At 70.3% G+C, this 13,550-nt stretch carries 6 protein-coding genes; 3 read left to right on the top strand and 3 right to left on the bottom strand.

All coding sequences use genetic code 11. The features are described 5' to 3' along the window. Nucleotides 1–3: 3 nt before the first annotated feature. The 3 genes from ACFZDL_RS35340 to ACFZDL_RS35330 all read right to left on the bottom strand — a co-directional run bounded on the left by ACFZDL_RS35340 (nt 4) and on the right by ACFZDL_RS35330 (nt 6,586). A complete protein-coding gene (locus tag ACFZDL_RS35340) occupies nt 4–768 on the bottom strand; it encodes an alpha/beta hydrolase (RefSeq protein WP_353595417.1) in 765 nt (254 codons plus the stop codon). 93 nt (nt 769–861) lie between these two features. After that, the gene (locus ACFZDL_RS35335) at nt 862–3,609 is read right to left on the bottom strand and encodes an AAA family ATPase (protein ID WP_353595418.1); all 2,748 of its coding nucleotides are present in this window, start codon (nt 3,607–3,609) and stop codon (nt 862–864) included. A gap of 178 nt (nt 3,610–3,787) precedes the next feature. After that, on the bottom strand, nt 3,788–6,586 hold the full coding sequence (locus ACFZDL_RS35330; protein WP_353595419.1) for an AAA family ATPase: 2,799 nt from the start codon (nt 6,584–6,586) through the stop codon (nt 3,788–3,790). 489 nt (nt 6,587–7,075) lie between these two features. Here ACFZDL_RS35330 and ACFZDL_RS35325 point away from each other — a divergent pair, with 489 nt between their 5' ends. The 3 genes from ACFZDL_RS35325 (at nt 7,076) to ACFZDL_RS35315 (ending at nt 13,520) form a co-directional block, all read left to right on the top strand. Beyond that, nucleotides 7,076–7,912: an alpha/beta hydrolase gene (locus ACFZDL_RS35325; protein ID WP_353595420.1), complete on the top strand. Its 837-nt coding sequence runs from the start codon at nt 7,076–7,078 to the stop codon at nt 7,910–7,912. A 241-nt stretch (nt 7,913–8,153) separates the two neighbouring features. Continuing rightward, nucleotides 8,154–11,381 carry a DEAD/DEAH box helicase gene (locus ACFZDL_RS35320; RefSeq protein ID WP_353595421.1) on the top strand — a complete coding sequence of 1,076 codons (3,228 nt, stop codon included), beginning with the start codon at nt 8,154–8,156 and terminating at the stop codon, nt 11,379–11,381. 249 nt (nt 11,382–11,630) lie between these two features. Next, a complete protein-coding gene (locus tag ACFZDL_RS35315; protein ID WP_353595422.1) occupies nt 11,631–13,520 on the top strand; it encodes an alpha-L-fucosidase in 1,890 nt (629 codons plus the stop codon). Nucleotides 13,521–13,550: the final 30 nt, after the last annotated feature.

Raw genomic sequence — 13,550 nt, 5'->3', positions numbered from 1 at the left:
ATGCTATAGGGCCCCTCGGTGACTGATAGCGGGGCCGTCGCCGTGACCGTTGCCCTGTTCGGCGGCTTCCTGGATCATCGCCACCACGGCGTCGGGCTGCGACAGCACAACGGCGTGCGAGCCGTCCAGCAGGTATTCGATGGCCGCCATACGTTGTGCCATGAAGCGCTGAGCGGTGGGGTTGAGCATCCGGTCGGCGGTCGCGATGGCGTACCAGGACGGTTTGGAGGCCCATGCCGGCGGGCCCGATCGACTGGTCAGCGCGGATCGGGCGATCGGGCGTTGCGCCACGGACATCACATGCTTCACGTGGGGCGGCAGGTCGGCGGCGTAGACGTGCGGGAACCGTTCCTCGCTGATGTAAACCTCGCTGTCCGGGCCGCCGGGGAGCTGCGCCGGAAGGTCGGCGGTGCAGGTCGCGTCGGCGACCGGCGTGGGGGGAAACCGGCTCGTGATGTCCAGGACGCACTCGCCGGCGTCGAGGCCGAACGCCGCGACGTAGCACAGCGCCACGACGTTGTCGGCGTCGGCGTGCGTGATGACCGCGCCGCCGTAGCCGTGGCCCACCAGCACGACAGGGACATCGATGTCGCGCACCACGCTCCTGATGTAGGCAGCGTCATACGTCAGGCCGCGCAGTGGGTTCGCCGGGGCACGCACAGCCGAGCCCGCAGCGTGAAGGAGGCTGATGACCCCCGCCCAGGATGAGGCATCGGTGAACGCCCCGTGCACAAGCACGATGGTCGGCGGTGGGGGGACAGGTGGCATGGCGGTGCCCTCCGATTGAGTTGGCTCTCCCAGCCAAGTGGGTTCGGATACGGAGGGGCATCGCGTGAACGTACCAATCACCCACAGGTCCCCTCAGCTGTGGGGCAGGGCCATGACCAGGTTGGCGAGCTGAACCCGGGAGTTCACCGCCAGCTTGCGGAAGACGGAGGTCAGGTGCGTGTTGACCGTGTGGGGGGAGACCACGAGCAGATCGGCGGCCGACCGGTTGGTATGGCCTTCGGCGATCAGGCGCGCGACCTTCTTCTCCGAGGCCGTGAGGGCCCCCCACCCCTGGACGGGGCGCTGCCTGGTCGCTGCCCTGCGGCTGCCGGCCCCCGCACCGTCCAGATCACGCTGGAGGCGTGCCGCTGCGGCGTGAGCACCTGAGTCGGAGAACGCGCCATGGGCGTGAGTCAAGGCGGCCACCGCCTGAGGTCGCCGGCCGGCTGCCAGGAGTGCCTGTCCGAGATCGGCGGAGGCGGCAGCGTGGACCAGTGGGCGGGGGCCTGCCTTGAGCAGCGCTACCGAGTCCTCCAGCAGGGCGAGATCGTTTTTCACGAGCCCGAGAGCCTGCGCCGCGATGCCCGTGGCGGTCGGCACGGCAGGGTTGCGTCGGGCGTGGGCCCCGGCCTGTGCGGCGAGGTCCTCGGCGAGCTCGCGGTCCGCGCCGCGCAGGGCCATGCGTATCGCGGAGTCCACCCAGTCGCGCAACAGCCGCCAGCGCATGAAGAAACCTTCCTGCTGCACCTGTCGGATCTTGTCGACGGCAAGCTCGATGTCCCCGTCCGCCTCGGCGTGGACGGCTTCCAGGAAGCGCACCGCGGCCGTGTTGCCCGGGTTCGGTTTGAGCGCCAGTCGTCCCTGCGCTGCGGCCAGGTGCTCCCGCGCCGCTTCCTGGTCGCCACGCAGCAGGGCGATCCGGGAGCGGATCACCCGGCCGTTCACCTGCTGGACGGGCACCTGTACGTCGTCTTCCAGGCGCTCCATGGTCGCGAAGGCGGCGTCCGCGTCGTCGAGCCGGCCGAGCCCCAGATCGTGCTGGCCCTGTGCCCACAGCATCATCGCCTGACGCATCGACCCGGTGCTGTCCGCTGCCTGCAGGAGCAGTCGTCCGCTGGACACGAAGTCGTCCACGTGCAGGTGCGCGATGATCTCTTCGGGGAGGAAAGCGGAATCGATGGTGCTGAGCGCGGCAAAGCGCTCCAGCGCGACCGCGTTCTCACCCGCGTTCTGCGCGATCTCGCCGAGCCCGGACAGGGCCAGGACGTGCGCCTCCCGGTCACCGATCTCGGTGGCGGCACGCAGCGCGGTCTCGCCGGCCTCACGCGCCACGACAAGATCATGGCCCCGGGACAGCGCCAGCGCCCGCAGGGCGGCCAGCCTCGCCCTGGCCTCCGGGGCAGCGCCTGTGACCGCGAGGGCCGATTCGGCCCGGCGGCGAAGCTCCCCGGCGAGATCCATGTTCCACAGCGTCCCGCCGAGGGCGGCCTGCAGCCGGCTGAACAGCTCCAGCGGCGGTCGGCAGGCCAGCAGCCGGTCGCCGGTCGACAGCGCCTCTCGGCTCCTGCCGGCCCGGGTCAGATACAGGATGGCCTGCTCACCCACGTCGAACCTCAGCGGCCGGGCAGACGGCACCAGTTCCAGGGCGCGCGTCATGAGGTCGGCCGCGAGGCCCGGCGTGACCGGCAGCACATCCTCAGCGGCTCGCCGCAGCAGCGCCACGGCCTCCTCGTCTCCGGGCAGGGCGCCCTTGAGGATGTGCGGCACCGCGTCGATCGGCCGATGGCCCGCAGCCACAAGGTGGCCGGCGGCCTCCCGGTGCAGAGCCTTCCTGGCTGACGGCGGGACGTCGACGTAGACGGCCTGGCGCAGCAGATCATGCCGGAAGACCAGCTGGTCCCCGTCGTCGTCCAGAAGTCCGGCGCGCATCGCCTCCTCGAGCGCCGAGAGCAGGGTGGCGGGCGGTTGGCCGCACAGCGCGGCGGCGTCGTAGAAGCCGAATCCGCGCCCCAGTACGGCTCCCATCTGAAGGAAGCGCAGGGTGCTGGGGTGCAGGGATCTGAGTCTGCCGCGCACACCCACCACGAGCGTCGAGGGCACCAGATCACCCGAGGCCTCGGTGGTACCCAGCCCCGCGAGCATTTCGACCGCGAGAAACGGGTTCCCGCCGGCCCCGTCGAGCAGGTCCCGTACCCGCTCGTCAACGGCTGCCCCCAGAGTGTCGTCGGCCAGTTGGCGGATGGCCGCGCTGGACAGCGGCCCCAAGGGCACAGTGACCGTCGGAAGTCTGTCGGCCGCGGCAGCGACGACCTCCTCCGCCGGCCCGGCGGGATCCAGTCGTCCGGCCAGTATCCAGAGAACCGGGGAGGTCCGCAGGCGTGCCGGAAGTTGCTTCAGTGCGAACCGGCTCAGAGGGTCGGCCCACTGCACGTCGTCCAGGCCGATCAGCACCGGCACACTGCCGGCTCTGGCTTCGATCGCCTCCGCGAGACGCTCCACCAGCCAGATCCGCTGATCCTGATTCCGCGCGAGATCCGCGAAGGCGTCGCCGGACAGCATCGGCTGATCGCCGTGCAGGACGCAGGCCGCCAACGACGAGAGCGGCACGATGCGGTGCAGCTCATCGGCCTTGCCGAGGCCCACGGAGAATCCCGCTGCCCTGGCCCTGGTGACGGCCTCGGCGAGCAGCGTGGTCTTGCCGATGCCCGGTTCCCCCTGGATCAGGGCCACCCCGCCGCTTCCGGTGCGGGCCACCGAGGCGATCAGTGTCTGCAGTTCTTCCAGTTCGGCCTCTCGGCCACGCAGACCGCTACGGGTCAGCAACCCGCCTGACCCCACCACTCGCGCCTCTTCCTGCCCGCACTCGCCTGTCGGAGCCGGGCCCAGCCTATGCCAATGAGTGACCGCACCCTTCGGCGGCAGATCCCTCCCCTGAGGTGACGATTGTGTCAATGGACCGTGGACGCGCACATCACACGAGTCCGGCCGACCGTGAGGGAGGGCGTGGGATACGAACTGGTCACTCTGCGTGTTCGCGGGCGGCTGCCAGGCGGGCGAGTTCGACCCGGGAGGTGATGTCGAGCTTGGTGAACGCGTGCCGCAGGTGTGAGCTCACGGTGTGCGGTGAGATCGCGAGGCGTTCCGCGGCCTGCCGGTTCGTCAGGCCTTCGGCCACCAGCCGGATCACCGCGACCTCCGAGGCGGTCAGCTCCGGCCACACCGTGACGGATCCCTTGGACGTCGTACGGCGCCGGGGTGCCCCCAGGGCCCGCAGGCGACGGCGGACGCGTGCGGCGTCCCGCTCGGCCCCGGCCTGGGTGTAGAGGTCGAGTGCCTGGTCGAGGTGGGGCACGGCGTAGACGACGCGCCGTGCGGCCAGCTTGCGCCCGGTGTCCTCGAGCGCCGAGGCCCGGGGAATCAGCCGGGGGATGCCCTCGTACAGTTCGACGGAGCGCAGGAGGAGCACGAGGTCGTTGTCGAGCAGTCCCCGGGCGTGCGCGGCTGCCGCTGCCAGGATCGGGAACCGCGGATTGCGGGCTGCCCGGCGCTCAGCCACGGTGACCGCGACCGCGGCACGTTCCAGCGCGCCCGCCCGCAAGGCCATCCGGACGAAGACGGGTGCGTCGGCCGGATCATCCGGGCTGGCCAGGGAGGGACCGTCCAGCTCGAACGTCCCGAAGGACTCGTCGAGCAGCGTCATGGCCCGGCCGGGATCGCCTTCGGCGTCCGCCACCAGCGCCAGCAGCCAGGAGCCGACGTTGCGAACAAGGATCGCCGGGTCGCTCAGCATCCGCATCACGTCGGCCGCGTACGCTCTCGCCGCCTCCAGGTCGTTCGTGTGCAGGGCGACGCGTACCAGCGTGTACAGGAGGGTGGCGTCGGCGAAGTTGCCCATGCCCAGTTCGTCGGCCATCGCGGACGCGGCCTCGGCCTCGGCCCGGGCATCCGCCAGCCGGCCCGCGTCCAGCAGCGCCCGGGACCTGTTCATGATCCACAAGCCCATGGCCGCGGCCTGGCCCTGCCGCTGGGTCTCGCGCACTCCGGCCTCGGACTCCGCGAGCGCCTCGACCGAACGGCCCGCCGCGCTCAGCAGGAACGCCTTCCACAGAGCCTCCGGCACCCACAGCGAATGAGCGAACCCGACGTCGGCTGCCAGAGCCGAAGCCCGGTCCGCACACTCGAACGCGGCACTCCAGTCCATCCGGTAGTACCGCACGACCGAGTCGACGGCGACCGCGGTGGCCTCGGCGGCCTTGTCCTGAGCCTGCGCCGCGGCCTCCAGAGCATCGGACACGGCGTGGGCGGTCGCCTCGAAGTCCCCCACCATCGTCAGTTGGAGGGACCGCAACGCAAGCAACTGTGCCCGCAGCGAGGCCGGGATACCGGGAAGAGCGGCTCCGGCCTCGGCCTGCCGAGCCGCCTCCGTGAAGTCGTACTGACCGGACACCCGCGCCAGGCCGAGCCGCACCCGCGCTTCGGCCTCAGGCTCCATGCTGCCGGGCAGCGCCGCGGCGGCAAGCCTGCGGGCCTCCGCCGGCTGTCCGGCCTGCCAGAGCAGCAGCATCGTCTCGGCGATGATCGCCGGCCGCTCCGGGGCGTCCTCGGCGGTGAGTTCCAGCGCCTGGCTGCTGAGTTCCACCGCTGACGACGGCGCGGACGTCGCGAGTTCCGCCGCGGCGGCTCTCAGCAGCTCCACGGCCCTGCGGTCACCCGGCCGCGCACTGTTCAGGAGCAGGGCGGCCGCCTCGGTCACCGGTGCCCCACGCGCCAGCAGGACGTCCGCGGCATGACACCGCAGCGCCCAGCGTACGGACACGGGCAGGCTGGCCTCGACGGCCTCGCGGATCAGGTCGTGGCGGAACAGCAACCGGTCGTCCCGTTCGACGAGCAGATGGGAGTCGAGGGCCTCCTCCACCGGTGCGATCAGCGTCGCCGTCGGCTTGTCGAGCAGCTCGGCCAGGAGGTCGATGGTGACCGTGCGGCCCACGGCGGACGCGGTCTGCACGATCTCCCGAGTCGGTTCGGAGAGCTGGTCGAGACGCTGTCGTACGGAGGTCTGGAAACGGTCGGGAAGGCGTCCGCCCGTCAGACGCGCCACGTCGTGCTCGATGATCACCGAGTGTTCGTTGCGCATGCCGCGGAGCAGCTCTACCAGGAGCAGCGGCACGCCCTCCGCCCGGCGGGCGGCGCTCAGCGTCGCCGGATCCGGAGGCGCTCCCAGTACGTCCTCGGTGATCTGGGCGACCGCGGTGTCAGCCAGCGGCCCGAGCCGGAGCCGATGGGCACCGGCCTGATCCAGCCGGTCCAACGTCGTGCGCACGCCGGGTGTCCTCGTGCCGCTGCGGACGGCCATCAGCCACAGGATCGCGTGGGAGGACAGGCGGGCCGAGAGCGTGCGCAGGGCGAGGAGTGTCACGTCGTCCAGCCACTGGATGTCGTCCAGGACGATGACCAGCGGTGTGTTGAGCGCCGCCTGTTCCAGCCGGTCCTGCAACTCCTGCAACAGCCAGAACCGCTGCTCGGGCGCCGCCGCGAGGTCACGCAGCTTGCCCATGTCGAACAACGGCTCGGGGCCCGTCAGCAGGCCGTCCAGCAGCGGGCCCAGCGGGACGAACTGACCGTCGGGATCCGCGCCCCCCGAAAACACCCTCAGCCCACGGCGCACCGCGACGGCCTGCGCCTCCGACAGGAGACGGCTCTTTCCGCCGCCGGGCGCGCCTTCGACGCACACGATGCCGCCGCGGCCCTGGGCCAGCGCGTCGAACCGCGCGCCGATGAAGTCCAGCTCCTCTTCCCGGCCCCGTACTGGCGGCTGCACGCCACCGGCTCCGCCGGTACGGAACGACTGCTGAAAACGGTCCAAGCGGGATCCCCGTACGAGTGGGTGTCTGGGAGGAGACGGAACGTGTGCAAATGCTGCCACAGCGTGCCATGTCCCTTTGCCCGGGAAACAGCACCGTGCGCCAGACGAGATGCCTCTCACCTGCATCTTAAGCCGGACTCGGGCCTGATCGGCGTCGGGGTTCGCTGCGTCCGAGCGGTGCCGGTGAGGGACGCCTTCGAGGAGCCTTGCGCTGCAGCGTGCCGGGACACGTTTCCATCCGGGCACTTCCAGGCAACGGGCGGTGCGCTCGCGGACAACAGAGGGCGGAAAGTTCGCCCTACTGTGCTGACATCCCCTGCCGCGCATGCCGCGAATGCCCGGACGTCGGAAGCCGATGAGCCGATGCCGTCCGTGCAGCACCCTCTCTCAGCGAGACGGAGTGTGGTCCTGCGCGCCAGTCACCCCGAACGAAGGAACGAGACCTTGCCGTACATCACCGTGGGCCAGGAGAACTCCACCACCATCGACCTCTACTACGAGGACCACGGCACCGGGCAGCCGGTCGTCCTCATCCACGGCTTCCCGCTCGACGGCCACTCCTGGGAGCGGCAGAGCGCCGTGCTGCTGGACGCGGGCTACCGCGTGATCACCTATGACCGCCGAGGCTTCGGGCAGTCGAGCCAGCCGACGACCGGCTACGACTACGACACGTTCGCGGCGGACCTGAACACGGTCATGGAGACCCTCGACCTGCGGGACGCCGTCCTGGTCGGCTTCTCGATGGGCACCGGCGAGGTCGCCCGCTATGTGTCCGCCTACGGCACCGCCCGTGTCTCCAAGGTCGCTTTCCTCGCCTCGCTGGAGCCCTGCCTGCTCAAGACGGACGACAACCCCGACGGGGTCGCCCCCAAGGAGTTCTTCGACGGCGTCGTCGCGGCCGTCAAGGCGGACCGCTACGCGTACTACACGGACTTCTACAAGGACTTCTACAACCTCGACGAGAACCTCGGTACCAGGATCAGCGAGGAGGCCGTACGCAACAGCTGGAACGTCGCGGCGGGCGGGGGCTTCTTCGCCGCGGCCGCCGCACCGTCGACCTGGTACACCGACTTCCGGGCCGACATCCCGGCCATCGACGTACCGGCCCTGATCCTGCACGGCACCGGCGACCGGATCCTCCCCGTCGAGGGAACCGCCCGCCCCTTCCACAAGGCGCTCCCGTCCGCCGAATACGTGGAGATCGAGGGCGCCCCGCACGGCCTGCTGTGGACTCATGCGGAAGAGGTCAACAACGCGCTCCTCGCCTTCCTGGGGAAGTGACCCTGCCGCAGGCCCGCGCGACGGGCCTGCGGATCGCAGGTGCCGTCGGGATCGCTGGGGACGGGCATCCCGACGGTGCTCGCGCGTGATCGGGGACCGCTGATGACGCTCGCGCGGGGTGTCGGTCGGTGTGCGGGGCTGCGGCTGACTTGATGATCTTGGGCTGTGACCATGCCTCCCGCCTGGCAGTTCTCTCCCGTCAGCCGCGGCAATTCCTGGCAGAGTTGGTGCCGTGTGTGCGGTGAGAGAACAGACGTCCAAGGCCACAGTCGCCGAGCTCGTCCGTCAGCGCTGGGGAACCGTCCTTGATGAGAAAGACCTCCTCGCGCGGTTCCGCGAGCCGGGATGGTCCTACCAGGAACAAGTCCCCCGCCCGTGTCCCACCTGCGATACCCCGCTGCACTCGCTGCGCCGCCCCTACGAGTCGGCCGGCCGTCAGTACCGCTATGTCGCCGTGGTCTGTCCAGCCTGCCCCCACGCCTACACCCTCGCTGACCTGGGCGTGAAGACCTACGACAAGCTGATCGCCCTCCCCAGGCCTCGTCCCGGCGCGACCGTCCCGGCGGTGCCCGCACGACTCAAGACCGTCACGTCGAGTCCATCCGCACCCTCAACGCCCCTGATCGGGACGCCACTTGGGCCCTGTCCGTCCGGTCCGGGCATGACGGTGACCGCGATTCGCCCGGCCGGCCCTGCCTCCTCCAACGCGCGACAGCCCGCGCCTGCCTGGCCATCGGACCTTCCCCTGCCGGCGGAGACCGAGAAGCGCGCCCTGCTGTGGTGTAAAGCGACCGACCCCAACTGGCGGCCGTCCGAGCAGGCCCTGGCAGCCGCCGAGGACATCCGGGTCATCGTCCCGACGAACCCGGACTTCGACCCGCTGCGCACCTTCCTGGCCGAGCACGGCGTTCCGGTCCGCAGCGCCGGCCACTGGGTGGAGAGCGAGCAGGTCTCCACCGTCGGCGACCTCGGCAGCCGCACGGATCTGGTGGCCTTCACCTCCCTCACCGGCAGTGTCCCCAACGCCCCGGCAGCCGGCCCGGCCGCATACGCGGCCCGAGACACCTTCGCCGCGCAGTGGGATGCGCTTGCGGACCTGCCCCCGAACGAGGCGGCAGCCTACGTCCCGGTGACCGACCTGGTACTGGGGGACTGGAAGGAACTGCTGCCGCACCCCGCCTTCAACCCCGTCCAGGCCGCCGCCGTCCCCGCTGTCCTGGAATCCGACCAGCACCTGGTGATCGTCGCGCCCACCGGTGCGGGGAAGACCGCCATCGGCATGGTGGCAGCCCTCCAGGCTCACAGCCGCGGCCGCAAGGCGGCCTGGCTGGTGCCCCAGCGGTCCCTGACCGACGAACTCGACCGCGACCTGGAGACCTGGCGCCGCGCCGGCCGCCGCGTCGTGCGCCTCACCGGTGAATACGCCGTCGATGCCGAACTCATCCGCACCGCGGACCTCTGGGTGGCCACCACGGAAAAGTTCGAGGCGATCAGCCGCACCGGCTCCCTGCGCGCAGCCCTCGCCGAGGTCGGCTGCCTGATCGTCGACGAGATCCACCTGCTCGGCGACCCCACCCGCGGACCAGTCCTCGAAGCGCTCCTGGCCCGGGTCCGCGAGGACAGCGCCCAGGTCCGGATCGCGGGCCTGTCCGCCACGGTCGCCAACGCCGAGCAGGTCGCCGACTGGCTGGGCGCGCGCCTTATCCGCTCACCCTGGCGCCCCACGCGTCTGACCTGGCAACTGCCCGTCCTGCCAGACGCTGCCGACGCCCCGGAGTGGAACGCCCGGGCCCAGGCCCGTACCGCGGAGGCCGTACGCCTCGCACGAGCGATCACCACAACGGGGGGCAGCGTCCTGGTCTTCTGCGGCAGCAAACGAGGCGTGCGCGCCACCGCCCTCGCCCTGGCCGCCGACCGCGGCGTGCCGACCAAGGGCGCCGACACCGATGACAGCGAACTCGTCGAGCGGCTGTGCACCCGCGCCGGTGTGCGGCTCCACTACCGAGACTGGCCCTACAAGCGAGAATCCGAACACGCCTTCCGCACCCGCCAGGCCGACGTCCTGGTCGCCACCTCCACCGTGGCCGCCGGAGTCAACCTGCCCGCCCGGGCCGTCATCGTCCGCGACACCCAGGTCGGGATGGACCGCATCGAGGTCTCCATGGTCCAGCAGATGTTCGGCCGCGCCGGCCGCGTGGGGGCCGGCGAACGCGAAGGCTGGGCCTACCTGCTGACCAGCCCCACCGAACGGGCCCCATGGCAGGCGCGCCTCGCCGCCGGATACACCGTCACCTCCCGTATCCGCGACCACCTTCCCGACCATGTCCTGGCCGAAGCCGTCCAGGGACGACTGAGCGACCTGGACCAGGCCGAACTGTGGTGGACCAAGACCTTCGCCCACTACCAGGGACACCACCATCTCGACCCTCTCCACGACGCCCTGGACTTCCTGGGCGACGCCGGCTACCTCCACCGCACCCCCGACCCCGGCGGCAACGACAACCTGACCATTACCGAGACCGGGAAACTCACCAGCCGCTTCATGGTCGAAGCCGACACTGCCACCACCCTCACCGACACCCTGCAACTCCTCCCCGTCCCCGGCAGCCCCGACGAGGCCGAAGACACCCTCATCACCCTGCTCAGCACCCACCTGCCCGTCCTCGAACAAGCCCCGTTCACCGAACGCGCCAAAACCGCCCTCCACCAGGTCCTGCGCACCGGCGGACACACCGACGCGGCCCACGCCCCACAACCCGCGGGGGAGGACGAGGACAAGCCCGCCGCCGGCGACCTCGCCCGCGCCGTCCTGCTCCTGGTGGCCAACAGCCCCAAGGCATTCCGCACCCGCAGCAGCTACGTCCTGGGCATCCCCGTCGACTCCATGGCACAGATCCTCGACGAAGCCCGCCGCTACCTCGCCTGGCTCGCAGCCCAGGGCCACCTCGGCACCACCCACCCCTGGGCCGCCATCACCGCATCCGACCTCGCCCAGCGCATCCGCTGGCGCACCCTGGGTCCCCGCCGTGGCTCCGGCCGCCTGCTCTGGATGTGCGAACGCATGGCCACCCCCGCCCACGCACACCGACTCGTCCCCACCATGTGGCGCGCCGCCCGCGACCGCGGTATCGACGCCCCCGACTGGCCCGGCACCACCCCGCCCAGCACCTGCAGGCTCCACCCCGACGACTACCGCGCCCTCCTCGCCACCCGCACCACGGGCATCGACCTTGAGACCCGTCCGGACGGCATCCGCGTCCACGCCCGGCGCGGCACCGTCATCCACCTGTGGACCGGCGCGACCGTAGCCCGCCACACCGCCGAGGACACCCCATGCGATCTCTCCTACCCGGCACCCCGCCCGGGTCATGACGCGCAAGTCGAGCACGGGGGAGCGGTGTTCACCCGCGGCGATTACCTGGTCACCGGCTGGCTGTCCGCGTACAACGCCATCGCCCCACGCGCTTAGTACCGGGACCCGGATGAGGTGGGTGAAGCCTGCGGGGCGATTGCAAGGCGGTCACATATCCCATGTATGTCACGCATGCTGCGCCCAGTCACGTCGAAGCGACCTGATGTGAGCGGAAGTTCGCCGCCCCTCTGGACAGAGCACAGGGTCATGCTCATTAATACATCCCATGTCATCCCAGTGGATGTATATCTCCGGGAGGGGTCAACCTTGTCAGAATCGCCCACCCGCCGAAAAGTGCTTGCCGGTATGGCCGCGACAACGGTCGCCGCGGTGGTCGCACCGGTCGTGGCAACCCCCGCTCATGCTGCCGCCAGGCAGCCGCTGCCGCTCCCGCCGCTGCGCATCCCCAAGCTCGACATGGGCGTCGAGCAGCAGCCCGACGAGAAGATCCAGTGGCTGCATGATGCCAAGCTCGGCATGTTCATCCACTGGGGTGTGTACGCCGGCCCGGCCAAGGGCGAGTGGTACATGGAGAACGCCGCCGTCACTCCGGAGCGCTACCGCAGATACGTGACCGACGCCACCGGCGAGCAGTTCACGGCCACCGCCTACAAGCCGGCCGACTGGGCGCGGCTGGCCAAGGACATGGGGGCGAAGTACACGGTGCTGACGGCGCGTCACCACGAAGGATTCGCGCTGTGGCCGTCCACCCACCCTGGCGCCTGGCATGCCGGACAGTCCCCGCTGCGGCGCGACTTCATCAGCCAGTACGTGACCGCCGTGCGCGATGCCGGGCTGAAGGTGGGCCTGTACTTCTCGCCCCTGAGCTGGCGCTATCCGGGCTACTACGACGTCACCGGCACCAACTGCCTGCCCAACGCCTGGGGTTATGTCACCGACCCCGCACACAAAGAGAACGCCCGGATCATGAAAAACGAGGTGTACCAGCAGGTCAGGGAGTTGGTGACCCAGTACGGGAAGATCGACGACCTGTGGTGGGACGGCGGTTGGCTCGGCCAGCAGGGCTCGGACGCGGATGCCGCCTTCTTCTGGGAGCCCGGCAGGTTCCGCGACACGTCGAACGAATGGCAGGTGGACTCCGCCTACAGCGAGACCGACCCCGCCACCGGCCGCCCCCTCGGCCTGACCGGGTTGGTGCGCAAACACCAGCCCGACATCGTCACCACCCTGCGCTCCGGCTGGATCGGCGACTACACCAGCGAGGAAGGCTCTTCCGTTCCGACCGGCCCGATCCGCGCCGGCCGTGTGGCGGAGAAGTGCTTCAGCATCTGCGGCAGCTGGGGCTACAACTCCGGAGCCAGTGTGATGAGCTTCGGGACGGCCATGAACATCCTGGTCAATGCCTGGGTACGCGACATGACCTGCCTGGTCAACGTCGGGCCGGACCGTACCGGAGCGGTGCCCACTGCCCAGGCGGACCTGGTCCGCAGAATCGGTTCCTTCATGACGACCTGCGGCCAGGCCGTCTACGGCACCCGCGGTGGCCCGTGGAATCCGGTGGACGGCCAGTATGGGTTCACATACAAGGACAAGACCTTCTACATCCACCTGCTGCCCGGCTACAGCGGTACCTCGTTCACCACCCCGCCGATCGGGGACGCACGGGTCACCCGGGTCTTCGACGTCACCTCGGGCGCGAACCTGTCCCACAGCATGGACGGGAACGGCGGGGTGACCGTCACCGGCATCAACCGCACCCGCATCCCCGAAGACAGCGTGGTCGCGGTCATGCTGGACCGGACGGTGCGGCCGACCGACATCGCCGTGGGCAAGACCGCCACGGCCAGCAGCGAGGAGGCGTCCCAGGGCAACACCGCGGCCAAGGCGATCGACGGTTCCACCGCCACCCGCTGGTGCGCGAACAACGGCAACACCGGGCAGTGGCTCAAGGTGGACCTCGGGGCGCCCGCGTCGCTCACCGGCACCCGGATCGCCTGGGAGTCCGATGGCGCGAACTACCGGTACCGGATCGAGGGTTCCACCGACAACGCCGAGTGGACCACCCTGGCCGACCACACGGACACCACCAGCACAAGTCAGGTGCAGGTCGCCCTGTTCAGTGCTCGAGCCCGCTACGTACGGGTCACCGTCACCGGACTGCAGGCCGGAGCCTGGGCGTCCATCCGCAACCTGGAGATCTACGACCGGCCGTTCACCGCGGATCTGGGCACCTAGGCGCGGTGGCGGGGCCTGTGGGTGCCGGTC

The sequence above is a fragment of the Streptomyces sp. NPDC007917 genome (assembly GCF_042959105.1).
Lineage (GTDB): Bacteria > Actinomycetota > Actinomycetes > Streptomycetales > Streptomycetaceae > Streptomyces.
This window is presented reverse-complemented; position numbering and strand designations above follow the sequence as displayed.